The following is a 23,300-nucleotide window of genomic DNA, read 5'->3' as shown; positions in this document are numbered from 1 at the left end:
ATGGAATTCATTATGGCTGTATTAGCCGGTATTTTATTCACCACCGGCGTGTATAACCTCCTTCAAAAACAATTGCTGAGAATCATTATTGGAACAGGGCTCATTTCCCATGGAGCCCACCTGTTCATTCTTACAATGGGAGAGCTGAAACGGGGGGCACCCCCGGTTCTAACAGAAGGAATCGAGAAGTACACAGATCCGCTCCCACAGGCTTTGATTTTGACGTCCATTGTTATCAGCTTTGGGGTCACCAGCCTTCTGCTGGTCCTTGCCTATCGTGCCGCTAAAATCAATGGTACGGATAATATGGAGCAACTGAGGGGTAACGACTATGAGTAATTTAGCTATACTGCCGATTCTGCTGCCGCTTTTGGCAGGAATCATAACTGCCTTTATACACAAAAAAACAAAACTGGTCCGCTCCTTTTCCCAGATTACAGCGGTCATCAACCTGATTGTGGTTGGGTACGTCTTTATGACCATCCGCTCTCAGGGGACCATCGTGCTTGAGGTCGGTAGCTGGGAAGCACCGTTCGGAATTGTTCTTGTCGGTGATTTATTAGCTGCCGTCCTCGTTCTGACCACCAATATCATTGGTGTGGCGGCCGTATTTTTTGCTCCGAAGTCTTTAACAGAAAAAGAGGAGTCCTTCTATTTCTACAGCTTTTTCTTCCTGCTGATTGCAGGGGTCAGTGGAGCTTTCCTTACCGGAGACTTATTCAACCTCTTCGTTTTCTTTGAAGTTCTATTGATGGCTTCTTACGGATTGATCGTTCTCGGTAATGGAAAAGCACAGCTTCGGGAATCGATTAAATACGTCTTAATCAACCTGTTTTCTTCTATGCTGTTTGTCACAACGATCAGCTTTCTCTACTCTGTTGTGGGAACCGTCAACATGGCGCAGATTGCCCAGCGTGTGCAGGAAGTCGAACAGCAGGGGATCTTAACAACCATTGGCATTCTGCTGTTTTTCGTTTTTGCTACAAAAGCAGCCGTATTCCCGCTGTACTACTGGCTGCCAAGGCCTTATTCAGCACCGAATGCCGTCGTTTCAGCACTCTTTGGAGCGCTGCTGACGAAGGTCGGAATCTACTCTATCCTGCGGACCTTCACACTGATGTTCAATCAGGAGGTGGATATGACACATACCTTGTTCATCTATCTTGCCGCACTGACAATGATCTTCGGTGTGATCGGCGCTTTATCAACGCACAACGTGAAGCTGATCGTTGCGTATAACATCATTCCAGCTGTCGGGTTCATGCTGATGGGGATCGGAATCTTCTCTGAAGTTTCTCTAAGTGGTACGGTTTATTACCTTATTCATGACATGATTATTAAAGCCGCCCTCTTCATCCTTGCCGGTGCCACGGTATATGTGGCTGGCACATCGGATTTAAGAAAAATGGGAGGCTTGATCCACCACTATCCTGTACTCGGCTGGATGATGTTCCTTGCTTCTCTTGTTCTTGCCGGAATACCTCCGTTCAGCGGATTTATCGGCAAGCTGCAGTTGATCCGGGGAGCTGTTGGTCAGGGAGAAGTTATGATAGTCATTGTGGCGTTGATCTCGAGTCTGTTGATTCTATTCTCGATGATTCGTATTTTCATCAGGGGATTCTGGGGAGACAAGACCGATATCCCTCGGCCGGATCGGAAAGAAAAAGGCAGCCGTATGGTTTACCCGGCTGTATTTCTATTAACGCTTTCCGTGTTGTTAGGCGTTGGCGCTGAATGGTTCTTCCCCGTAGTGGAGTCCATCGCCCAATACTTAATGGATCCGGAAATCTACATTGATTCTGTATTAAAGGAGTAGAAGCCGATGCCATTACAAATTGTACTGAACATCATTATCGCCATCATGTGGATGTTCCTGAGTGAAAGTTACACGTTCACCTCTTTCCTTGTCGGCTATATTCTCGGGATTATTCTTCTGTTTCTTTTACGTCGTTTCGTCCCTGATTCCTTTTACATGAAACGGACGTGGAAGTTTGTCCAGCTGATCCTCCTGTTTGTAAGGGAGCTGGTCCTGTCTAACCTGGATATACTGAAATATGTATACAAACCGAAGCAGGATATGCAGCCGGGGATTTTCGCTCTTCCCATTGATGTGAAAACGAATTTTGAGATTACACTGCTTGCCAATCTGATTACACTTACGCCTGGTACACTCTCTGTTGTAGTCAGTGAAAATCATACGAAGATTTATATTCACGCCATGGATATTCCCGACGTACAGGAAACCATTAATGATATTAAGAACTCATTTGAAAAACAAATTATGGAGGTGACGCGTTAAATGGAGACTGTTTTAGATACGACACAGACGCTGATTGAAGTTTCAGCCATCATCGCCATTGTAGCGGTTGCTGCATCCGTCATCCTTCTTCTTTACAGGGCGATTCTCGGTCCAACCAACCCGGACCGGGCCGTTGCTCTTGATACCATCGGAATTAATTTAATGGCCCTCGCAGGTCTGATTGCCATCCTGCTTGTGACAACCAAATTTAATGACGTCGTGCTGCTGATTGGAATTCTCCTGTTCATCGGGACAGTAGCTCTGGCGAAATTCTTAGAAAAGGGTGTTATTATTGAGCGGGACGTGGATTAACTTCATCTTTGATATTGTCATTTGTCTATTCCTGCTGAGCGGTGCCTTTTTCCTCGTTTCAGGGTCCATTGGGATTCTTCGGTTCCCCGATGTCTATACCCGCCTTCACGCGGCTACAAAGAGTTCTACACTCGGGGTGGCCGGCATTATGATCGGAGCTTTCCTCTTTCTTTATGTAGAGAATGGGATTGTCAGCGGGAAACTGCTGCTTGGAATCTTCTTTGTCCTTCTGACAGCTCCTGTTTCAGGTCATATGATTTCAAGAGCCGCCTACCGTGCCGGCGTGCCTCTTTGGGAAAAGAGTGTGCAGGATGATTATGCAGAAGCTCTGGAAAAGGAAAAGAAACACCAGGCCCAGGATTCATAAGTAACGAAGAATGTTCGACAAACATTTATTGATACAATAAACCCCATGCGGTGATGAAGAGATTTCCATCACCGCATGGGGTTTTCATTATGGTAAGAATTTGTCCTCTTCTCCCGGTTATGCTTTTTATTTTTGGGAGCAGACAAGCACGGAGCCTCCTTTCTCTACATACACATGAGATAGGCAGTTGCCTAATTCATGAGGAGGTGCATCCATGAGCAGTCTGATTGCTTCGATCCTTTATTTTTTCAAAGAGTCCCTCTTTTTCATGTCCTATGTTAAAAACCAGGCCTTCCCCAACCCCCTCTCACCCGAAGAAGAAGCCAAGCAGCTCCAGTTGATGGCCGAGGGCAGTCATGAGGCACGGAACAAACTGATCGAGCATAACCTCCGTCTTGTGGCACACATCGTCAAGAAGTTCGAGAATACGAAAGAAGATTTCGAGGACTTGATCTCTATTGGCACGATAGGACTGATCAAGGGCATCGAAAGCTACTCGACAGGAAAAGGAACAAAACTGGCCACCTATGCCGCCCGGTGTATCGAAAATGAAATTTTAATGCACCTCAGATCCACGAAGAAAATGAGCAAGGATGTTTCCCTTCAGGATCCGATCGGCCACGATAAGGAAGGAAATGAACTCAATCTCCTAGATATTCTGCAGGCGGATGTCACGGACATCGTAGAAGAAATTCAGCTTCACATGGAGCTTGAGAAAATCAAAGATTTTATTAATGTGCTGGATGATCGGGAAAAAGAGGTGATCATCTTCAGATACGGACTTAATCAAACAGAGGAGAAAACGCAGAGGGAGATTGCCAAAGAACTTGGAATATCAAGAAGCTATGTCTCCCGCATTGAAAAAAGGGCATTAATGAAGATCTTTCATGAATTTTATAAGCAGAGTAAGCAGGGAGGCCTTTCATAAAAAAAGCTTCATTGACAATAGTCAATGAAGCTTTTTCGGTATTTATTCCTCGAGCGTCTGCTGTTTCCACTTTTTCATTTTAAGAATCATGAAAAAGGCAGCCGCAGATGAAGCGGATATCACGGGGTACATATATAAATGAGCCCGGGATTCATACACATACAGACTGATCAACGCTCCTGCATAAAGATAAGCGTTTAAAATGATAAGTGTTAAAACAAATCTTCGATAGTCTTTTAATTTCACGGCTGGAGCTTCCCTGGATGACAACTCCTCCACCTCCCGATTTCCATCATCGTATCATAAAGAAGTTGTCAAAAAAGGTGGAAATGACTGTCAATCCGCTTCGATCATCGTCATGATCATCTGTGCTGCATTTTCGGCAGCAACCGGTAGAAACTGATCAAAGGAAATCGAAGACTCTTTCCCGGCTATGTCGGATAACGCACGAAGCACAACAAAAGGTGTGCCGTATTTGTAGCAAACCTGGGCGATTGCTGCCGCTTCCATCTCCGCAGCGATCATTTCCGGGAAGCGGCTCCTGACCAAGGCCACTCTCTCCGGATCCTGCATGAAGGAATCACCGGTCGCAATAATCCCTTTGGCCGCACGGGCATTTGTGCTCCCGACCGCCTTCATCGCTTTTTCCACCAGGACAGTGTCCGCCTCATACATCGCCGGCATACCCGGCACCTGGCCGTAGGCGTATTTGAAAGCTGTTACGTCAACATCGTGATGCGTGACGAAGTCGGATACGACAATATCTCCGACTTCCAGGTCTTCAGCGAAACCACCGGCGGATCCGGTATTGATGACACTTTCAATCTCATACTGCTCATGCAGAATGGTTGTCGAAACAGCTGCGTTGACTTTGCCGATTCCTGATTTAAGGAGAACGACTTTTTTTCCACGCAGCATTCCTTCGATAAACAAGCTTCCAGCCGTTTCTTTTTCAACTTTATCTGTCATTTCTGTCTGCAGGCGTTCGACTTCCTCATCCATCGCTCCAATAATTCCAATCGCCATCATCCATACGTCCTTTCTATCTTTCCACGACTTTTTCTTTTAGTACTTCCAGCTTCACCGGTTTGTACCCTTCGTTGTCCACCCATTGGACATGTACACGAAGATATCCGGTTTTATTCTTATCAGAAACGGTGACTACAGCTTTTTGCGGGCCGCCATCGTTTCCAATCCACCAGTAAATAATATTGTCCTCAGAAAGGTTCACAGCGCTCCTGGCAGCTTCTTGGAGCTCTTTATAGTCCTGGGTACCCTCATTGTACGAAATGCTGTGACTGCCGTTTGTATCCATTTCTGTCGGAATAACCGGCCAGTCCTTAGTTACGACACTCTCAACGTTAGGATCGTCACTTTCTTCTATCTGCAGGCCTTCCTCTTCCTTAATCGGCTCCAATTCTTCAAAACCTTCCAGGGACACACTTGTTTTGTCAGGATCGGCTTCTTCCTCAGGTTCTTTTTCAGCTTCTTTCTCTTGTTCCTCCTGGGTTTCATCCTTTGCAGTGTCCTCCTGCTGTTCTTCCTCCGGATTCTGAGCTTGTCCGGTCTGATCATTTCCGTTAAATAACATCAAAGAAATCAACAGCACTGCAAATACCCCGGCCGCTCCTGCAAGCCACGGAAGTCGTTTGGTCCATTGACGTTTTTTTTCAAAACGCCCGGTACGGGACTCGGATGTATGCTTATCTGCCATGTTCATTTCCTCCTTCGAATACGCCGTACATTATACAATATCCGGCTGTTATGACCAATCCATCCAAGGTCCTCTCTATTTCCCGGGGAATAACAGCTCCCCTTTGGTCTATAAATGCAGATGAAGAAAAAGACAGGGGCATCCCCTGTCTTTCGTTCTATTCCACCGTAATGATTTGAACGTCAATCTCTCCACCTGGTGTGGCTACTTTCACTTTATCACCGACAACGTGGCCGATCAGGCTCTGGGCCATCGGGGAATCGTTGGAGATTTTCCCTTCGAAAGGATCGGCTTCTGCACTGCCGACAATGGTATACGTTTCCTCATCTCCATCAGGAAGTTCCTTGAAGGTTACGGATTTACCCATTGTTACCGTATCAGGGTTCTGATTGTCATTCTCAATAATAACAGCATTGCGGATCATATTTTCCACCTGTGTAATCCGTGCTTCAACAAAGGCCTGCTCGTCCTTGGCTGCATCGTACTCCGAGTTCTCGGAAAGGTCGCCGAAGCCGCGGGCAATCTTAATCCGTTCCACCACTTCTTTACGGCGCTCTGTTTTCAGGTGATGAAGCTCATCTTCGAGCTTCTGTTTTCCTTCTTCTGTCATATAATAACTTTTTTCTTCTGCCATGGTCCGTCTACACTCCTTTAGTACAAGAAAAAATGAGATGTCCTTAATATAGGAAATGAGCAGTACATCTGTACGCTCATTGTAGAGATTTACTATACTTTACCCGAGGACATAAAATTTTAGAACTACTATTGAAAACTATGCCAGATTTTTGCCAGTATTTCAACTATTTTCTTCGTCTATCAGTAAACCCTTTTCATAGAGGACCGTCTGGATTTTCGAAGCCATCAAATCAATAGCCACGTGGTTCTGTCCACCTTCTGGAATGATGATATCCGCATACCTCTTCGTAGGTTCTACAAATTGAAGATGCATCGGGCGGACGACATTAATATACTGCTCAATAACCGAATCCAGGGTGCGTCCCCGCTCATTAATGTCTCTCATCATGCGGCGGATAATCCGGACGTCAGCATCTGTGTCGACAAACACTTTAATATCCATCATATCACGGAGGCGCTCATCCTCCAAAACAAGGATCCCTTCGACAATGATGACTTCCTTCGGCTCCACGTGAATCGTCTCATCCGAACGGGTATGCATTTTATAATCATACACCGGCTTTTCAACGGATTTCTGGTCGATCAGCTCCTGGAGATGTTCCATCAACAGGTCATTATCAAAAGCAAGAGGATGATCATAGTTCGTTTCAAGTCTCTCCTCAAAAGGTACATCGCTTTGATCCTTATAATAATAATCCTGTTCGATCATCAATAAAGTTTTATCCGTGAAGCGCTGGATAATGGATCTGGTTACACTCGTTTTCCCAGAACCTGTTCCCCCCGCTACACCAATGACTACCGGTTTATCGTTCATAGTTACGTGGTTCTCCTTTCATCCCATCCGCGAGTCAGCTGTGACTGCTTTTCTTCTTTGTAATGGCAACGCCGTCCCCGATGGGCACAATCGTTGTATCATAGTCCGGGTGCTTGACAAGCCATTCGTTGAACTTACGGATTTTACCTGCTATTTTTGCCATCCGTGGACTGGCTTCCCGGTCATCAGCAACATAGCCTTTAAATAGAACGTTATCCGTAATAATGACTCCGTCATCCTTCAGCATCGGGGCATACAAGTGGAAAAATTCCTCATACTTCCCTTTGGCTGCATCAATGAACAGCACATCATACGGCCCTTCTTCACGTGCTTGGTCCCCTGTTTCCAGCGCATCCCCAAAGATGACAGAAACACGGTCCCCGGCCTCTATGTTTTCTATATTTTTCAAGGCTTGCTTATAGCGCCATTCATCTCTTTCAACGGTCGTAATACGGGCTGCAGGATAGGCCTCCAGCATACACAGGGCTGAATAGCCGATGGCTGTCCCGATTTCCAGAATCCGCTCCGGCTTCTGCATTCGGATCAGCTGCATAAGGAAGTTCATTCCCAACGGCTCCATAATCGGTATATTATGTTCTTCAGCGAACGACTCCATATCTTGAAATGATTTGGAAGGCTTAGAGAGCAACGACTGTAGGTAATTCTCCTGCTCCATCCTGCTTCATCCCTTCACATCAAATTTACATCGTTTTTACAACCCCACTATTTTAACACAAATCTCTTAGGTAACGCCATTGTTCTTTGGAGCTGCATTCGTTTACAGAAACTTCAGAACGTTGCCTGTGAAAGGCTGAAGAAGGGTAGTAAGGTCATTCTTCTTTGTTTTCATGAAGTAGAGAAAAGAACGGGACACTCATGAAGGAGTGTCCCGTTCTAAGCTGCCCTTGTTCACTTGATGCGCAGCCATTTAATTGATGTATTTTTCTTTCAGCTCATTATGCTCTTTCAGCGTATCAGCATAATGAATTTCCCCTTCACTGTCTGCGAGGAAATACAAATGATTATGCTCTACAGGTTCCACAGCTGCCTGAAGGGAGTTTTGATTGAAGTTGGAAATCGGGCCGACAGGCAGGCCCTTCACATGATATGTGTTGTAAGGTGATTCAATCTCCAGATCCTTATAGTAGACCTTTTCCTGGTGCTCACCTTTCGCATAAAGGACCGTAGGATCGGTCTGCAGCATCATATCTTCTTCCAGCCTGTTATAAAAAACACCGGATATCTTCTGGCGGCTCTCTGCTGTCCGTGCTTCATTTTCCAACAGGGAGGCCATGGTCACTAAATCGTGGACATTTTCTATATCATTCAGTTCTTCGATTTGGCTGTAGTAGGGGGCGACTACTTTATTCGTCTGATCCAGCATTTTCCTCACGATTTGATCTATGCTTGGATCCTCGACATACATCGGATAGGTGGCTGCAAATAAGTATCCTTCCAGCGGATAACGGATATCCTCATCAAGGATATCCTCGGTCAGCAGCTGAGGGTAATCTTCCATCAGCGTTTCCACATAAGAGACATCATTGATTTTGTCCATGAATTCTTCGGAAGTAAAGGAGAATTCCTCTGCGTAAATGGCCGCAATCTGCTCTACATTCTGTCCTTCCGGAACAGTGACAGTAAGAGCGGGATCCTTCACCAGTTTTCCTGATTTCAGAGATTCAATCACCTCATCCAATGTCATGGAGGATGTGAACTGATAGTCTCCAGCTTGAAAACCGGATTCATTTTTGAATTTTGTATAGAAGCGGAAAATCATATCATTTTTGATGATATCGTTCTCTTCAAGGATGGAAGCGATATTGGAAGTAGAGGAACCGAGCGGGATTTCCACATCCACCTGCTTATCATTTCCTGGATCCACAGGTTCGAGTGCGGATTTCACATAAAGGTATCCGGATATTCCTACGATAAGAATCACAAGTGTGAAAACCGTAAGAATAATGGCGACAATTTTTCTCACTTTGCCGGCTTCTTCTATTCTATTTTTCAATTTCTTTTGGTATTGGGATTTAAAGTCAGAATTAGACAACGGACTTCCTCCTTTCATCCGGTACATTATACTATAAGTAGAGAGAATCTTTCTACATATTCCCGGAATTTTCAACAATATCCGAAGACCGACAGTGATAAGTTTCTTCTTCTCAAGGGTATACAAAAACAATCATGCCCATACAAAAAAGCTGCCGGGAGATCCCGGCAGCTTTATCGTTTCATGCATTACGTCAGATTTTCATCTGTCAGTGTGTTGAGCATTTCCTCAACCATTTCCCACTCATCATCTGATTCGATCTGGAAAAGAGCAAGATCGTCTTCCTCGTTGCCTTTTTCTTCAAAACGGAAAGCAAAGACTTCTACTTCCTCGCCATCCTTTTGTTCAGCTGGAATAACAGCAATATAGGAATGTCCCGTCTTTTCCACATCAAAGGTGAACAAGACTTCAAATAAATGCTCTTCCCCATTCTCATCAGGGATAATAATGCGTTCTTCTTTTTCTAATGCCATACAGACATCCTCCTCATTGTTTCGAATCTAAATAGCTTTGTAAAATCATGACCGCTGCCATTTTATCAATGACTTTCTTTCTTTTTTTCCGGCTCATATCAGCATCAAGCAGCACACGTTCTGCTGCCATCGTCGTTAACCGCTCATCCCAGAGATGGGAAGTGAGCTGAAATTCCTGTTCCAACCAGGAGGCGAAAACCTGGCTGGCTTCTCCGCGCGGGCCGACCGTGCCGTTCATATTTTTCGGAAAGCCGACAACAGCTTCCGTAATCTGATGATCGTCAATGATCTGTTTCAGCTCTGCCCGCGCTGTAGAATAGTCCTGTTCATCCCAGTGAAGTGTTGTAAGCCCCTGGGCTGTCCAGCCTAAGGCATCCGATATAGCAATGCCTATCGTTTTTTCGCCTACATCCAAACCTATTTTTTTCATTTACTGCCCTCTTTATTCTCATTAATGTAAAATTTGACCAGTTCCTCGATCAGTTCATCACGTTCAATCTTACGGATTAAATTCCTCGCATCCTGATGACGGGGAATGTAGGCAGGATCACCGGAAAGCAGATAGCCGACAATCTGGTTGATCGGATTGTACCCCTTCTCCTGCAGCGCCCCGTAAACAGAAAGCAGTACAGACTGAACATCCTGATCGAAGGGTTCTTCTGAAAAATTAAACCGCATCGTTTTATCCATTGAACTCATTTCGGTCACCTCACACATAAATGTATTTACTCCATTATATACCTAAATCTCGTCCAGGAAAAACTAGGAGTTTTGACCGGCGTACTCTTTGGCGTACTGCAGGGCATCCGGAATCTTGGAAGCGTCTTTCCCGCCGGCCTGAGCCATATCCGGACGACCGCCACCTCCGCCGCCGCACAGAGTGGCGGCTTCTTTGATCAATTTGCCGGCATGATAGCCCTCTTCGACCAAATCCTTGGAAACCCCGGCAATCAACTGAACTTTTTCTCCATTTGGAGCAACCAGAAGAATAATGCCTGAATCGATTTTCTGTTTCAAATCATCCACCATGGTTCTCAATGCGTTCATATCTTTTACATCCACCTGTTTCGCAAGCACGTTTACACCATTCACCTGCTCCACTTCATCAAGAATGCTGGATGCCTCCATATTGGACAGCTTCGCGCTCAAGGAGTCATTCTCCTTCTGAAGATCCTTCATTTCTTTATGAAGGGTTTCAATGCGTTCCGGCACCTGCTCCGGAGACGTTTTCAATAGAGCTCCGGCCTGCTTCAGGACAGAAGCTTTCTGATTCATGTAAAGATATGCATCTTTAGCCGTGACCGCTTCAATTCTGCGTGTTCCTGCCCCGATGCCCGATTCAGATACAATCTTGAACAGGCCGATTTCCGCTGTATTCAGGACGTGACAGCCTCCGCAGAGCTCCAGGCTGTAGTCGCCTACTTGAACGACGCGGACCGTGTCGCCATACTTTTCACCAAAGAGCGCCATCGCTCCTTTGGCTTTAGCTTCCTCAATGGAGTTAATTTCAATGGAAACCGGGATGGACTGCCATACTTTTTCGTTGACGATCGCTTCGATTTTTTCCATTTCTTCATTGGTTACTGCTCCAAAGTGAGAGAAATCAAAACGCAGACGATCTGGAGCGACAAGAGAGCCGGCCTGGTTCACATGCTCACCAAGGACATCTTTCAGTGCCTGATGCAGCAGATGGGTGGCCGTATGATTCTTCACAATGAACGAACGGCTGCCCTGGTCGACCTCTGCTGTGACCTCCGCCCCTTTTTCAATCGTTCCTTCCTTCACGAACGCTTCATGCATGTGCTGTCCGTTCGGAGCTTTTTGGACATTCGTCACTTCAAGCACACCGTGATTTGTCTTTATCCAGCCTTTATCCGCCATCTGTCCGCCGCTTTCAGCGTAGAATGGTGTTTCTGACAAGAAAAGATAAACGGTGTCGCCTTCCTCTGCCTTCTCGGCGAAACCTTTGTCTTTAATTAATTCCACCAACGTGGAAGAAACCGTAAGCTGATCATACCCAACAAAAGTACTGTCTACATGGACCTCACCAAGCACACCGTCCTGGACCTGCATGGAATCGGTTTTCTGACGGGCACTGCGGGCACGTTCCCGCTGTTTCTCCATCTCCTGCTTAAAACCTGCTTCATCAATGGTAAAGCCGGCTTCTGCTACATACTCTTCTGTCAGTTCTTTAGGGAATCCGTACGTATCATACAGACGGAACACTTCCGTTCCAGGGAATACGGTGCTTCCTTTTTCCGTTTCCTCTTTCATGATGGTAGAAAGAATCTGAAGACCATCGTTCAGCGTTTCGTGGAAACGTTCTTCTTCTGTCTGGATCACGTTCTGAATGAAGGCTTCTTTCTTCTTCACTTCTGGATAGAAATCCACCATAATATTGGAAACTTCAGGGACAAGCTTATACATGAACGGCTTATCAATACCAATCTGTTTAGCAAATCGTACCGCACGACGCAGCAGTCGGCGGAGGACATAGCCGCGCCCCTCGTTTGAAGGCAGAGCTCCATCGCTGACAGCGAACGTGACGGTTCTCATATGGTCCGCGATGACCTTGAAGGAAGAATCTCCTTCGACGCTGTCGCCGTATTTGTGTGACGTCATAGTCTCTGTCGCTTCGATAATCGGTTTGAACAAGTCTGTTTCAAAGTTCGTCTCTGTTTCCTGGATCACACAGACGATCCGCTCAAGCCCCATCCCTGTATCAATGTTTTTCTTCGGAAGCGGCGTGTAGGTATCATCCGGATTGTGGTTAAACTGGGAGAATACAAGGTTCCAGATCTCCAGATAACGCTCGTTTTCACCGCCTGGATACAATTCAGGATCACCGGCGTCACTGCCGAACGCTTCCCCGCGGTCATAGAAAATCTCCGTGTTGGGGCCGCTCGGGCCTTCTCCGATATCCCAGAAGTTTTCTTCAATGCGGATGATGCGCTCTTCTGGAAGTCCGATGCTGTCCCGCCAGATTTGGAACGCCTCGTCATCTTCAGGGTGAACAGTTACTGAGAGCTTCTCAGGATCAAAGCCGATCCATTGGTCACTCGTCAGGAATTCCCATGCCCATTCCATCGCTTCTTTCTTGAAATAATCGCCGATGGAAAAATTGCCAAGCATTTCGAAAAACGTATGGTGACGGGCGGTAAAGCCGACATTTTCAATATCGTTGGTACGGATGGATTTCTGGGCATTGACAATTCTCGGGTTATCCGGAATCACGCGGCCGTCAAAGTATTTTTTCAATGTCGCTACACCACTGTTGATCCATAAAAGCGTCGGATCTTCGTGGGGAACGAGTGATGCACTGGGTTCTACGCTGTGGCCCTTTTCCTTGAAAAAGTCCAGAAACATTTGACGCACGTCAGCAGATGTCAAATTTCTCATAATAAAGCTGCCTCCTTAAGTATATATAGAGAGACCGTAACGAACGAAGAAAAATAAAAACTCCCGCCTCTGCCTTCATCGGCAGGGACGGGAGCTTTTCCGCGGTACCACCCTGGTTACAGGTTCTGCACCTGTCAGCTTGGAATGCCTGTAACGCGGCATGACTACGGCGGGGATTAACCGCACTCGGGAATAGCGTTCAGCACGATCATGCAGCGTGTTTTACAGCCGGGAACACGCCTCTCTGTCCATGAATAAGGCACCTACTCGTTTCCTTCATCGTTTTCTTCGTTCAAAAAGTCTACGCTAAGCGTAATTATAGGGAAGTGTTCTTCATCTGTCAATATGGAGCCTTCCAGCCCGCACTTCATCGACAATCACCTTCAGACACGTCAAAACCGGCACAGCCAGAATCAAGCCGGGAATCCCCGCAATTTCCCCTCCCAGTAGAAGGGCGAAGATGATGAACAAGGGGTGGGTATGGATACTTCGGCCCATAATATAGGGAGATAAAAGGTTCCCTTCAATCACCTGAATCAGGATGACAACGAGAAGGGTAAGGAGCAGGCTGTTCACCGAAACGGTTACAGCGACCACAACAGCAGGAACGGCCCCAAGGATTGGACCGAAATACGGAATGATATTAGTGAGCCCTGCAATCAATCCGAGAACGAGCGGATAGGGGAGATCGATCAGCCAAAAACCAATAGCTGCCAGCACCCCGACAACAAGACTGATAAGCAGCTGCCCCCGGATGTAGCCGCCAAGTGAGTGATTCAGCTGAACAGCAAGACGCCCAGCTTCGCTGTGCCACGTTCGCGGAAGCAGGGTGAGTAAGTACCGTCCGATCATTTTATAATCCTTCAAAAAGTAGAAGGTCATTACAGGAATAACAGCAAGAAGCAGAATCATATTGAAAAGACCGCTGATTCCGGTGAAAACCGTCATCACTTTTTGACTGATCCATCCTTCAAAAGCTTCAAAACGCTGATCCAGTTTTTTATGAATCCCGTCCGGCAGACGCTCGGTCTGGGCATACCACTCCTTCGTCCAGCCTTGATACGATTCCACAAGAGCCGGAAGATGCTCATTCAGAAGCTTCAATTGATCCAGCAGCCTCGGAATCCCTTTATAAAGCCCATAGCTCGCCAACGTAAAAAAAGCCAGAAAGATGACCAGAATGGCTATGGGTCGGGGTACACCGGTTTCCTCAAGCCCATGCACCAATGGATGGAGCAGGAGTGAAAGCACGAGGGCCGCAGCAAAAGGGAGAAGAACCTTCCCGATCACTGCCAGCCCCTGGTCATAATAAGGAAAAAGCCAGGCCAGAAGCAGCAGGGACAACAAGGTAACAAAGAAGATGGTTAATCGTTTGAGCCACTTGGAAGAACGCTCACCCATGAAACATCAGGATCCCTGTTGGTAAAAGATATCATTCAGGGAACTGAGACTGCCATCCTCTTCGATCTGGTTGATATTGATTTTCCCATCCTCGACTGAAAGCTCCAGACAGCAGTTCCAACAGTAATACTGCTCACTACCGATTTTCCCCAGATTTTTATTGTTACAATTCGGGCACCGCATAGGACATACTCCTTTTTTTACCCATCAGTATGTCCTCATAACGGAAATTCATACCCCGCCGAGCACGTCCTTCACCCAGCGGATTCCTTCGTCCACTTCTTCGGGTGTTGGATTCACGTGCGGGGTATGTTCGAATATGAAGTATTTCCCTCTGCCTTCACCAAGCATCTGCAGCATTGGCTCCATGTCATACGCCCCATTCCATTTCCCTTTGTCCGGATGAAGCGGAATCCAGAAATACTTGTCTTCGATATAACAGACATTGTGAAGATGTACGACAGACGCAAAAGGCAGGAGAGGCTCCACATACGCGCGCCACTTCTCCCCTGCCGCCATCCGGTAGTCTCCAAGGTCGACACAGATATCCAGACCATAACGCTTCCACAGTTCAACAGGGAACTGCCGTAAGTATTCCACTCCTTTACCTGAACGGTTCCGACCGAGTTTTGGCTCACAGACAATTGGCAGAGCATAGGTTTCTTTCAATCTATGTAAAAATTTCAACCCTTCTTCGATTCGTTGTGAAGGGTTGGTTGAGGTTCCCGCAAAATAGGGAAAATGAACAAGCACATAGGCCGCCCCCTGTTCAGCGAGACGGGCCACTTCCTGCTCAAAGGCCTCCCTGGCCTGCTCCGGGTCCATAGCGACATGTTCAATCAAGTCGTACTTGCTCCTTCCCCTGATTAAAGGAGAGTGGATGCCGAAGCTTTCGAGGTGATGATCATTGGTCATCTGCCTGAACGTCTGATAAGAGGCTTCATCCGGGAATTCTCCAATTTCGACATGGTCCAGACCTCGTTCAAATAAAAAAGAAAGCTGGTCCGGATCAGATAATATCGTACTTCCTGACAGTCCTAGTCTATGATTCAATGCAATCCCCTTCCTACATAAAGTCATAAGGAGACAGCTGCTCTTCTTCCTCTTCAGGCTGGATCTCAGGTGTGCTTTGTTCCTGCAGCTTGTCTTTAAGTCTCGTATACCGCGTGTTCGTATCGGTCGTCCGGATTCCTTCTAAAAAGGCGTCTTTGTCCCCGCAGATAATAAGGGACTGTTTGGATCTTGTAATCGCCGTGTACAGCAGATTTTTACGCAGCATCCGCCGGTAGCTCCTCACCACAGGAAGAATAACAATGGAAAATTCACTGCCCTGTGACTTATGAATCGACGTACAGTAGGCATGCATAATGCTGTTCAATTCCTTCTTCGGATACACAACTTCCTTGCCGTCAAAATCTACGACAACCTGTTCTACACCATCGACGTTTTCCTCCGCGCGGAAAATAGCCGCTACTTCCCCGATATCGCCGTTGTAGACACCATCATCCGGCTGGTTGACAAGTTGAATCACCTTATCCCCTTTACGGTAAGTCACTTCAAAATGCTTTAAATCACGCTTCTGCTTCTTTTGCGGGTTCACTGTCTGCTGAATCGTTTCATTGAGCTTATGGATCCCGACATCGGTCCGGTACATCGGGGCAAGCACCTGGAGCTCCTTCGCATCAATGCCTTTATCCATGGCTTTTTTTACAATGTTAGTGACAAGGTCGGCCAGCTGGTGTTCTTTGGCCGGGATAAAGTTGAAATCATGTTCTTTTTGAAGCGACGCCTGTGTGCAGGCATCATTTTTGATTTCATGGGCCAGCTGGATGATTTTCGATCCTTCCTTCTGTCTGTACACTTCGGTCAGTTTGGAAGAAGGCAGCTGATCAGAAGCCAGTAAATCAGCGAGCACCTGTCCGGGGCCGACAGAAGGCAGCTGATCTTCATCTCCTACAAGAAGCACCTGCATGTCGTTGGGAATGGCTCGGAACAGCTGATTGGCCAGCCAGATATCCACCATCGAAAATTCATCTACAATCAACAGCTTCCCTTCCAGTGGATTGTTTCTGTTCCGTTCAAAGGAGTCGTGACCATCCCAGCCAAGGAGCCGGTGAATCGTACTCGCCGGCAGTCCCGTCGATTCGGTCATCCGTTTAGCCGCCCGTCCTGTCGGAGCAGCAAGAATGAACGGAAAGGTCTTATCCCCACTGTAATCCTCCGGGTCCACCGTTTCCTCGTTCAAGGAAGCATACGTATGGATAATTCCCTTAATTACAGTAGTTTTTCCAGTTCCCGGACCGCCGGTAAGAATCATCAACTTGGAGGTAAGAGCTTTTTCGATGGCATTGAACTGATCTTCACCATAGCTCATCGCCTCTTCCTCTTCCAGATCACCGATGATCTTCATTAAGTCCGCCTGCGTGTGTGTGACTTCAACCTCTTCCTCCATGATCCGTTCGATATGACCGCGGAAGCCGTTCTCTGCAAAATAAAGAGAAGGAAGATAGAGACGGTCATCTTCGATATAGATGAACTTATCCTCGCCAAGGTGGATGATCTGCTCAGACAGCTGGTCGAAGGTGATGGCTGTGTCCGTTCCATGGTTCAACAGGCTCTCCACCTGGACAAGGCATTCTTCCGTTGGAAGATAGACGTGGCCGGCACTCATGCTTTTCTGCATCACATACAGACAGCCGGCCCGTATTCTCGTTGGATGGTCGTAGGAAAGGTTCTGCATCCGTGCCATCTCGTCCGCCCGGTGGAAACCGAATCCTTCTACGTGAAAGACGAGCTGATAGGGATCCTCTTCAATAATGGAAAGCGTCCGATCCTTAAACGCTTCATAGATTTTCTGAGAAAGCTTCAAACCGAAACCGTACTGGGACAAATGAATCATGACGTGCTCAAATCCCTGATGCTCTTTCAAGGCCTCATAAAGCTGATCCGCCCGTTCCTTCGGCAGTTTCGGAACTTGATCCAGCACACCCCTGTCCTCGAGAATACGGCTGACCGCTGTTTCACCAAGGGTCTCTACCACCCGCTCGGCGGTTTTTTTTCCAATCCCGTGAAACAGGTCACTGGAAAGGTATAAGATGAGGCCGTCCTTTGTTTCAGGAAGCACCCGGTTATACATTTCCACTTCATACTGCTTCCCGAATTTCTTATGATCTGTGAATGATCCGTGGAAGATATAGGTCTCTCCTTCTTCCAACGGCGAGAAATGCCCTTTGATGACAAGCGTTTTTTCTTCAAAGGCCTCATTCGTCTCCTTCACGTTGATAGAGGCGATGGAAAAATGCTCCGACTCGTTGTGAAAAATCATCCGATTGAGCTCCCCTTTGACATAGGGACGTTCTTCTTCATTCATTTCGCTAAAAAAGGATTGTTGAGTCATATCCATCGTTCTCCTTCGTTCTTACTCGTTTAACGCCTGCTCCACCTGGCTTTTCGCATGAGCGGCGAGCATGTGCTCGGGATTGATCTCCAGTGCCTGTCGGAAATGATCCAGGGCTTTATGAGCATCTTCCTTATGAAGCGCCACTACGCCCAGATTATAGTGGGCATCACTATGCTGTTCCTCCAATTGTAGCACATGATTCATCACCTTTTCAGACGCATCGATCTGCCCGTTCTGTGCGAGACACAGCCCATACTGGAACTGAACATCCACGTCATCCGGAGCCAGTTCGGCTGCCCGTAAAAGGTAAGGCAGAGCCAGTTTGACATACTCCTGATGAATGAAGGTCATGCCGAGCATAAAGTGAACATCCGCTTCCTCCAGACCATTCTTCACAGCAAGAAGGAACTGCTCCTGCGCTTTCGTATATTTCTCCTGCTCATAGTAAGCATTGCCAAGACCATAATAAGCGGTGGCTGCCGTCTCATCGATTTCAATGGCTCGGTTGAAGAACCGCACGGCCCTTTCATTTTCGTTCATATGCATCAAGAGGTTTCCGAAGTTGATATACCCGACCGGCTCTTTCGGATTTTCATCGATGGCTTCTGTGAAAAGCCTCGCCGCCTCTTCATAATTGTGGTTCTGCATTTCCTGGATCCCCTGTTTCAATTTATCCATATTATCCACTCCTTTTCCAACGTTCATTTTAATACGAATCACATAAAAAAGTCATGCCCCTCCAAAGATGGACATGACTTTTTTATTATCCTACATAGTTGAGGGCTGTATCCTCTTTCAATACTGTGTCAATGGTGGCACCACCAAGGCAGACATCCCCATCATAGAAAACGACGGCCTGACCAGGAGTGATTGCACGCTCTAGTTCGTGGAATTCCACTTTCCAGTTTCCATTTTCTGCCGGATGCACGGTTACACGGCTGTCATCCTGACGGTAACGGAATTTTGCCGTACACTCAAACGGAGCTTCTGGTGCTTTTCCACTCGTCCAGTTCGCTTCTGAAGCCATCAGACCATCAGAGTAGAGAGCATCATGGTGGAAGCCTTGTCCGACGTAAAGAATGTTAGCTTCTACATTCTTTCCAACGACGAACCATGGATCACCGGCGCCGCCGATTCCGAGCCCTTGGCGCTGTCCAAGCGTATAGTACATCAGACCGTCATGCTGGCCTTTCACTTCTCCATCCAGGGTTTCCATCCGGCCCGGCTGTGCAGGCAGGAATTCACTTAAGAACTCTTTGAAGTTCCGCTCACCGATGAAGCAGATGCCGGTGGAATCTTTTTTCTTGGCTGTTGCCAGATCATTTTCCTCGGCGATGGCACGTACTTCTTTCTTATCCAGATGCCCGAGCGGGAACATGACTTTAGACAATACATCCTGGGATAGCTGGTTCAGGAAGTAGGTTTGGTCTTTATTGTTATCTTTCCCGCGCAGCATTTCATACTGTCCATCATTTTCGCGGATCTGCGCGTAATGGCCGGTAGCCAGGTAATCAGCCCCAAGCGACATGGCGTGATCCATAAACGCTTTGAACTTGATTTCTTTATTACACATGACATCCGGGTTCGGTGTCCGGCCTTTTTTATATTCATCAAGGAAGTAAGTAAATACTTTATCCCAGTACTGTTTCTCAAAATTCACGGCATAATACGGGATGTCCAGCTGGTTACAGACACGGATCACATCCTCATAATCCTCTGTTGCTGTACAGACGCCGTTCTCATCTGTATCATCCCAGTTTTTCATAAAAATACCCACAACGTCATACCCCTGCTCTTTGAGCATCAGGGCCGCTACGGAAGAGTCCACTCCTCCACTCATACCGACTACGACGCGTGTGTCTTTCGGTTCTTTCATTATCTTTCACCTTCCTTAAATCAAGCGAGACGCTTGATGATCTGGCTGATCTTCTCAGCCGCTTCTATCACGTCGTCCTCATTATTAGCCAAACCAAAACTGAATCGAATCGAATTTGTCGTTTTCGGATGACCGGTTCCGAACATAGCTGTCAGCACATGGGAAGGCTCCACAGAACCTGCTGTGCAGGCACTTCCACTCGATGCAGCAATCCCGGACAGGTCGAAATTCGTAAGGAGCGTTTCCACGTTCATTCCTGTAAAACTGATGTTTACAATGGAAGCGGCCGTTGTCTCTTCCTTTCCGTTCACTTCAAACGCAACTTCTTGATCCTTCAATGTCTGGATAAAACTTCTTTTATAATGAAGATACTTTTCCTGATACGTCGAACGCTCAGCTTCCATCACTTCAATCGCAGCCTGAAGTCCCCGAACCGCCGGCACATTTTCTGTACCCGCCCGGCGTTTCCGCTCCTGCTCTCCTCCGTATTGCTGAGAAGAAAGGACGGTGCCCTCCTTCACATAAAGGAAGCCGACGCCTTTAGGGCCGTTGATTTTATGACCGGACACAGCAAGAAGATCTACACCGAGTTCCTTCACATCCATCTCCATCAACCCGTAGGCCTGTACGATATCGGAGTGAAAGTAAGCCTGATGGTCCTTTAACAATTCTGCTGTCTCTGCAATCGGCTGGACAGCCCCTGTTTCATTGTTGACCATCATGATCGAAACGAGGATGGTATCCTCCCTTAACGCCTGTTTGATGTCCTCAAGTTGAACGAGGCCGTTTTCATCAACAGGGAGGTAGGTCACATCAAAACCTTCTGTTTCTAAAAATTCGACTGCATGTAATGTAGCATGATGTTCAATCGAAGTGGTAATGATATGACTTCCCTTAGCTTTATTTGCGCGGGCCGTTCCGATGACAGCGAGATTATCCGCCTCCGTACCCCCGCTTGTAAACACAATTTCCTTTTCATCCGCATTCAGACTGGATGCCGCTTGACGACGCGCCTTGTCCAGGATGCTTCTTGCTTTCCTTCCGAACTGATGAACACTGGAAGGGTTGCCGAATGTCTCCTGATAGACAGGCACCATCGCCTCCACCACATCCGGGTGGACAGGTGTCGTCGCTGCATGATCCAAATAAATGGATTTCATAGAATTCCCTCCCATGAATCAAATGTAAAACATATAGGCGTCCTGGGTCTGGTCGTCTACATGATCTTTTAAGTCTTCCAGAGTTGTCGTATCGAGCACATCTTTCACGGCATCCCGGACTCTTTTCCATAAGGCCTGTTTGGCAGGCTCCTCATTTTCTATGCCTTCCACCGGAGTGATCGGTCCCTCAAGGACGCGGATGACATCACCGGCAGTAATTTCGTGCGGGGCTTTGGTCAGCATATAGCCACCGTAAGCTCCGCGGACACTTTTCACCAAGCTGGCATTCCTTAGTGGAGCAATCAGCTGCTCCAAGTAGTGCTCGGACAAATCATTATCCCTGGCGATCTGCTTCAGGGAAATCGGACCGTCCCCGAACTTTCTTGCCAGTTCAATCATAATGGTCAGCCCGTAACGGCCTTTCGTAGATATCTTCATATAGTTCACCCTTCATTATTAAAAACTGCAGCCATCTTTTTGCATGAGGCAGTGTGTATCCTACAAATGTACCCAAGAATAAAGCAATGAATACAGTCCCTGCTCCAACAGGTCCACCCAGAAGAAAACCAAATACAGCAATGATGATTTCTATTCCATTCCGGACACTCGAAACCTTCCATCCGGTTTTCTCAGTAATCAACAGCATCAGACTGTCTCTCGGACCTGCTCCAATTTCAGGGGCCACATAGATCCCGATACCAAGAGCAGTGACAAAGATTCCTGACACAAATACAAGAAGCTGCATCCATAACATGTGAGGTTCGGGCAGCAGCCAATTAAAGAAATCAATAAATACACCTATAAAAACCATATTTAAAATGGTCCCGATCTGCGGCCATCTTTTCTGAAGTACGGAACTTACAACGACAATGAAAAGACCGGCGATAATGGACCATGTTCCAACTGTCAGTCCCAGCTGCAGGAAAAGGCCGTAGTGAAATACGTCCCATGGACCGATACCGAAGTCCTTGACCTGCATAGTCATTGAAATGCCCATTCCGAGGATGATCAATCCCATACAAAAAAAGGTCCAGCGAAGCCACAGGGCACGCTTTTTATTCGTGGTCGATTGCACGGCCATCCTCCTCTCTCTATTATACCAAACGCTATTATAGCATGGATGGCAAGTCCCTTGCATTTTATGTGCAATCATTCTACGCTTACATTTATCACCCCTTAAAGGAGAATGAACCATGAGTCAGCAACCTCTTGCCTACCGGATGCGCCCGGAGGATATTCATGAAATCATCGGGCAGTCCCACCTCGTTGACGAGGGAAAAACAATCAACCGAATGGTCAAGGCCGGCCGCCTGGCTTCGATGATCCTGTTCGGACCGCCCGGGACAGGTAAAACATCGATGGCAACGGCGCTAGCTAAAAGTCTACGTATTCCTTTTAAAATGTTGAACGCTGTTACAGATAAGAAAAAAGATATGGAGGCTGCTGTCGAAGAGGCAAAAATGCACGGCCGGCTCGTCCTTATCCTTGATGAAGTGCACCGCCTGGATAAGGCGAAGCAGGATTTTCTGCTTCCCCACCTTGAAAATAACCGGATCACCTTGATCGGATGTACAACAAGCAACCCTTATCATTCCATCAACCCGGCCATACGCAGCCGCTGTCACCTGTTCGAACTGCAGAAACTGACGATGGATGAAATTAAACAGGCCCTTACCCGTGCGGTAGAAGACGACGGGAAAGGGCTCGGGCATTTATCCATTGAAATCAGTGACGACGCGCTTGACCATCTGGCAGGGGCTTCAAACGGAGACCTCCGCTCAGCCATGAACGGCTTGGAACTCGCCGCCTTCTCCACACCGGAGAACAACGGAACAATCTCCATTGATCTTGAAGCCGCCGAGGAATGTATGCAGAAAAAAAGCTTTTCCCACGATAAGAACGGAGATGCTCATTACGATGTTTTGTCAGCCTTTCAAAAATCGATCCGGGGCAGTGATGTCAACGCCTCCCTGCATTATCTCGGCCGTTTAATCGAAGCAGGTGACCTGGACAGCATCGCCAGAAGGCTCGTTGTTATTGCTTATGAGGACATCGGTCTGGCCAACCCGCAGGCAGGTCCAAGGGCACTCGCAGCCGTCGAAGCAGCGGAACGGATTGGTTTTCCGGAGGCGCGGATCCCTTTATCGGTAACCGTCACAGAACTCGCCCTGTCACCAAAGTCCAACAGCGCTTATAAAGCACTGGATGCCGCGTTATCCGATATCCGTAAAGGAAAAAGCGGTGATGTTCCCGCCCATTTAAAGGATGCTCATTATAAAGGAGCAGAAGCACTCGGACGTGGAATCGGTTATCAATACCCACATAACTATGATAATGCCTGGGTCGATCAGCAGTACCTGCCGGATACACTGAAAAATAAGCGGTATTATGAACCGAAGAAGACTGGAAAATTTGAACAGGCTCTGGAACAGGTATACAGCAGGATTAATAAACAGCGGACCACCTGA

General features: G+C 47.2%; 27 protein-coding genes. 7 read left to right on the top strand and 20 right to left on the bottom strand.

What is annotated here, in order from left to right; genetic code table 11:
- The 6 genes from H615_RS0111685 to sigK all read left to right on the top strand — a co-directional run bounded on the left by H615_RS0111685 (position 1) and on the right by sigK (position 3,906).
- Positions 1 to 339 carry a Na(+)/H(+) antiporter subunit C gene (locus tag H615_RS0111685; protein WP_027955324.1) on the top strand — a complete coding sequence of 113 codons (339 nt, stop codon included), beginning with the start codon at positions 1 to 3 and terminating at the stop codon, positions 337 to 339.
- A complete protein-coding gene (locus tag H615_RS0111680) occupies positions 332 to 1,816 on the top strand; it encodes a Na+/H+ antiporter subunit D (protein WP_027955323.1) in 1,485 nt (494 codons plus the stop codon). The genes H615_RS0111685 and H615_RS0111680 overlap by 8 nt, the downstream gene beginning before the upstream one ends.
- Positions 1,817 to 1,822: 6 nt before the next feature.
- The gene (locus H615_RS0111675; protein WP_027955322.1) at positions 1,823 to 2,299 is read left to right on the top strand and encodes a Na+/H+ antiporter subunit E; all 477 of its coding nucleotides are present in this window, start codon (positions 1,823 to 1,825) and stop codon (positions 2,297 to 2,299) included.
- Entirely contained in the window at positions 2,300 to 2,611 is a 312-nt protein-coding gene (locus tag H615_RS0111670) for a Na(+)/H(+) antiporter subunit F1 (protein ID WP_027955321.1), read from the top strand.
- On the top strand, positions 2,592 to 2,978 hold the full coding sequence (gene mnhG / locus H615_RS0111665; RefSeq protein WP_027955320.1) for a monovalent cation/H(+) antiporter subunit G: 387 nt from the start codon (positions 2,592 to 2,594) through the stop codon (positions 2,976 to 2,978). Before H615_RS0111670 ends, mnhG begins: the two co-directional genes overlap by 20 nt.
- A gap of 214 nt (positions 2,979 to 3,192) precedes the next feature.
- Positions 3,193 to 3,906 carry an RNA polymerase sporulation sigma factor SigK gene (gene sigK / locus H615_RS0111660; protein ID WP_027955319.1) on the top strand — a complete coding sequence of 238 codons (714 nt, stop codon included), beginning with the start codon at positions 3,193 to 3,195 and terminating at the stop codon, positions 3,904 to 3,906.
- A gap of 42 nt (positions 3,907 to 3,948) precedes the next feature.
- Here sigK and H615_RS0111655 read toward each other — a convergent pair whose 3' ends face one another.
- The 20 genes from H615_RS0111655 to H615_RS0111560 form a co-directional block, all read right to left on the bottom strand.
- A complete protein-coding gene (locus H615_RS0111655) occupies positions 3,949 to 4,176 on the bottom strand; it encodes a YrhC family protein (RefSeq protein WP_027955318.1) in 228 nt (75 codons plus the stop codon).
- 66 nt (positions 4,177 to 4,242) lie between these two features.
- Positions 4,243 to 4,932, bottom strand: a complete 690-nt coding sequence (gene mtnN / locus H615_RS0111650; RefSeq protein WP_027955317.1) for a 5'-methylthioadenosine/S-adenosylhomocysteine nucleosidase — start codon at positions 4,930 to 4,932, stop codon at positions 4,243 to 4,245.
- Positions 4,933 to 4,948: 16 nt separating this feature from the next.
- Positions 4,949 to 5,620, bottom strand: coding sequence for a YrrS family protein (locus H615_RS21835; protein WP_051254689.1), 672 nt, complete (start codon positions 5,618 to 5,620; stop codon positions 4,949 to 4,951).
- Positions 5,621 to 5,777: 157 nt separating this feature from the next.
- Positions 5,778 to 6,254, bottom strand: a complete 477-nt coding sequence (greA, locus tag H615_RS0111640; protein WP_027955316.1) for a transcription elongation factor GreA — start codon at positions 6,252 to 6,254, stop codon at positions 5,778 to 5,780.
- A gap of 162 nt (positions 6,255 to 6,416) precedes the next feature.
- Entirely contained in the window at positions 6,417 to 7,070 is a 654-nt protein-coding gene (gene udk, locus H615_RS0111635; protein WP_027955315.1) for a uridine kinase, read from the bottom strand.
- Positions 7,071 to 7,104: 34 nt separating this feature from the next.
- Entirely contained in the window at positions 7,105 to 7,746 is a 642-nt protein-coding gene (locus tag H615_RS0111630; RefSeq protein ID WP_027955314.1) for an O-methyltransferase, read from the bottom strand.
- Between the two features lie 252 nt (positions 7,747 to 7,998).
- Complete coding sequence (mltG, locus tag H615_RS0111625) at positions 7,999 to 9,123, bottom strand: endolytic transglycosylase MltG (protein ID WP_027955313.1); 1,125 nt, start codon at positions 9,121 to 9,123, stop codon at positions 7,999 to 8,001.
- 188 nt (positions 9,124 to 9,311) lie between these two features.
- The gene (locus H615_RS0111620; protein ID WP_027955312.1) at positions 9,312 to 9,596 is read right to left on the bottom strand and encodes a DUF1292 domain-containing protein; all 285 of its coding nucleotides are present in this window, start codon (positions 9,594 to 9,596) and stop codon (positions 9,312 to 9,314) included.
- 13 nt (positions 9,597 to 9,609) lie between these two features.
- A complete protein-coding gene (gene ruvX / locus H615_RS0111615) occupies positions 9,610 to 10,026 on the bottom strand; it encodes a Holliday junction resolvase RuvX (protein WP_027955311.1) in 417 nt (138 codons plus the stop codon).
- Entirely contained in the window at positions 10,023 to 10,295 is a 273-nt protein-coding gene (locus tag H615_RS0111610; protein ID WP_027955310.1) for an IreB family regulatory phosphoprotein, read from the bottom strand. The genes ruvX and H615_RS0111610 overlap by 4 nt, the downstream gene beginning before the upstream one ends.
- 63 nt (positions 10,296 to 10,358) lie before the next feature.
- Positions 10,359 to 12,995: an alanine--tRNA ligase gene (gene alaS, locus H615_RS0111605; RefSeq protein ID WP_027955309.1), complete on the bottom strand. Its 2,637-nt coding sequence runs from the start codon at positions 12,993 to 12,995 to the stop codon at positions 10,359 to 10,361.
- A gap of 333 nt (positions 12,996 to 13,328) precedes the next feature.
- Complete coding sequence (locus H615_RS0111600; RefSeq protein WP_027955308.1) at positions 13,329 to 14,396, bottom strand: AI-2E family transporter; 1,068 nt, start codon at positions 14,394 to 14,396, stop codon at positions 13,329 to 13,331.
- A gap of 6 nt (positions 14,397 to 14,402) precedes the next feature.
- Positions 14,403 to 14,579 (bottom strand): hypothetical protein, encoded by a 177-nt coding sequence (locus tag H615_RS22565; RefSeq protein ID WP_169516199.1) that lies wholly within the window; start codon positions 14,577 to 14,579, stop codon positions 14,403 to 14,405.
- Between the two features lie 48 nt (positions 14,580 to 14,627).
- On the bottom strand, positions 14,628 to 15,449 hold the full coding sequence (locus tag H615_RS0111590; RefSeq protein WP_027955307.1) for a TIM barrel protein: 822 nt from the start codon (positions 15,447 to 15,449) through the stop codon (positions 14,628 to 14,630).
- 13 nt (positions 15,450 to 15,462) lie between these two features.
- On the bottom strand, positions 15,463 to 17,793 hold the full coding sequence (gene recD2, locus H615_RS0111585; RefSeq protein WP_035532020.1) for an SF1B family DNA helicase RecD2: 2,331 nt from the start codon (positions 17,791 to 17,793) through the stop codon (positions 15,463 to 15,465).
- A 21-nt stretch (positions 17,794 to 17,814) separates the two neighbouring features.
- Positions 17,815 to 18,474 carry a tetratricopeptide repeat protein gene (locus tag H615_RS0111580; RefSeq protein ID WP_027955305.1) on the bottom strand — a complete coding sequence of 220 codons (660 nt, stop codon included), beginning with the start codon at positions 18,472 to 18,474 and terminating at the stop codon, positions 17,815 to 17,817.
- Positions 18,475 to 18,559: 85 nt separating this feature from the next.
- Positions 18,560 to 19,672: a tRNA 2-thiouridine(34) synthase MnmA gene (mnmA, locus tag H615_RS0111575; RefSeq protein ID WP_027955304.1), complete on the bottom strand. Its 1,113-nt coding sequence runs from the start codon at positions 19,670 to 19,672 to the stop codon at positions 18,560 to 18,562.
- Between the two features lie 20 nt (positions 19,673 to 19,692).
- Positions 19,693 to 20,832, bottom strand: a complete 1,140-nt coding sequence (locus H615_RS0111570; RefSeq protein ID WP_027955303.1) for a cysteine desulfurase family protein — start codon at positions 20,830 to 20,832, stop codon at positions 19,693 to 19,695.
- An 18-nt stretch (positions 20,833 to 20,850) separates the two neighbouring features.
- Positions 20,851 to 21,270, bottom strand: coding sequence for a cysteine metabolism transcriptional regulator CymR (gene cymR, locus H615_RS0111565; RefSeq protein WP_027955302.1), 420 nt, complete (start codon positions 21,268 to 21,270; stop codon positions 20,851 to 20,853).
- Positions 21,224 to 21,913: a YczE/YyaS/YitT family protein gene (locus H615_RS0111560; protein ID WP_035532016.1), complete on the bottom strand. Its 690-nt coding sequence runs from the start codon at positions 21,911 to 21,913 to the stop codon at positions 21,224 to 21,226. The genes cymR and H615_RS0111560 overlap by 47 nt, the downstream gene beginning before the upstream one ends.
- A 112-nt stretch (positions 21,914 to 22,025) precedes the next feature.
- Between H615_RS0111560 and H615_RS0111555 the strand changes: the two genes are divergently transcribed.
- A complete protein-coding gene (locus tag H615_RS0111555) occupies positions 22,026 to 23,300 on the top strand; it encodes a replication-associated recombination protein A (RefSeq protein WP_027955300.1) in 1,275 nt (424 codons plus the stop codon).

This window comes from Halobacillus kuroshimensis DSM 18393, assembly GCF_000425705.1.
Taxonomy (GTDB): Bacteria; Bacillota; Bacilli; order Bacillales; family Halobacillaceae; genus Halobacillus; species Halobacillus kuroshimensis.
The sequence above is the reverse complement of the archived record's forward strand: the minus strand, read 5'-3'. Positions and strand labels throughout refer to the sequence as shown.

Coding starts and splice junctions, on each gene's coding strand:
- H615_RS0111685 (WP_027955324.1), top strand. CDS start 1: ATGGAATTCATTATGGCTGTATTAGCCGGTATTTTATTCACCACCGGC.
- H615_RS0111680 (WP_027955323.1), top strand. CDS start 332: ATGAGTAATTTAGCTATACTGCCGATTCTGCTGCCGCTTTTGGCAGGA.
- H615_RS0111675 (WP_027955322.1), top strand. CDS start 1,823: ATGCCATTACAAATTGTACTGAACATCATTATCGCCATCATGTGGATG.
- H615_RS0111670 (WP_027955321.1), top strand. CDS start 2,300: ATGGAGACTGTTTTAGATACGACACAGACGCTGATTGAAGTTTCAGCC.
- sigK (WP_027955319.1), top strand. CDS start 3,193: ATGAGCAGTCTGATTGCTTCGATCCTTTATTTTTTCAAAGAGTCCCTC.
- mtnN (WP_027955317.1), bottom strand. CDS start 4,932: ATGGCGATTGGAATTATTGGAGCGATGGATGAGGAAGTCGAACGCCTG.
- H615_RS21835 (WP_051254689.1), bottom strand. CDS start 5,620: ATGGCAGATAAGCATACATCCGAGTCCCGTACCGGGCGTTTTGAAAAA.
- greA (WP_027955316.1), bottom strand. CDS start 6,254: ATGGCAGAAGAAAAAAGTTATTATATGACAGAAGAAGGAAAACAGAAG.
- udk (WP_027955315.1), bottom strand. CDS start 7,070: ATGAACGATAAACCGGTAGTCATTGGTGTAGCGGGGGGAACAGGTTCT.
- H615_RS0111630 (WP_027955314.1), bottom strand. CDS start 7,746: ATGGAGCAGGAGAATTACCTACAGTCGTTGCTCTCTAAGCCTTCCAAA.
- H615_RS0111620 (WP_027955312.1), bottom strand. CDS start 9,596: ATGGCATTAGAAAAAGAAGAACGCATTATTATCCCTGATGAGAATGGG.
- ruvX (WP_027955311.1), bottom strand. CDS start 10,026: ATGAAAAAAATAGGTTTGGATGTAGGCGAAAAAACGATAGGCATTGCT.
- H615_RS0111610 (WP_027955310.1), bottom strand. CDS start 10,295: ATGAGTTCAATGGATAAAACGATGCGGTTTAATTTTTCAGAAGAACCC.
- alaS (WP_027955309.1), bottom strand. CDS start 12,995: ATGAGAAATTTGACATCTGCTGACGTGCGTCAAATGTTTCTGGACTTT.
- H615_RS0111600 (WP_027955308.1), bottom strand. CDS start 14,396: ATGGGTGAGCGTTCTTCCAAGTGGCTCAAACGATTAACCATCTTCTTT.
- H615_RS22565 (WP_169516199.1), bottom strand. CDS start 14,579: ATGCGGTGCCCGAATTGTAACAATAAAAATCTGGGGAAAATCGGTAGT.
- recD2 (WP_035532020.1), bottom strand. CDS start 17,793: ATGACTCAACAATCCTTTTTTAGCGAAATGAATGAAGAAGAACGTCCC.
- H615_RS0111580 (WP_027955305.1), bottom strand. CDS start 18,474: ATGGATAAATTGAAACAGGGGATCCAGGAAATGCAGAACCACAATTAT.
- mnmA (WP_027955304.1), bottom strand. CDS start 19,672: ATGAAAGAACCGAAAGACACACGCGTCGTAGTCGGTATGAGTGGAGGA.
- H615_RS0111570 (WP_027955303.1), bottom strand. CDS start 20,832: ATGAAATCCATTTATTTGGATCATGCAGCGACGACACCTGTCCACCCG.
- cymR (WP_027955302.1), bottom strand. CDS start 21,270: ATGAAGATATCTACGAAAGGCCGTTACGGGCTGACCATTATGATTGAA.
- H615_RS0111560 (WP_035532016.1), bottom strand. CDS start 21,913: ATGGCCGTGCAATCGACCACGAATAAAAAGCGTGCCCTGTGGCTTCGC.
- H615_RS0111555 (WP_027955300.1), top strand. CDS start 22,026: ATGAGTCAGCAACCTCTTGCCTACCGGATGCGCCCGGAGGATATTCAT.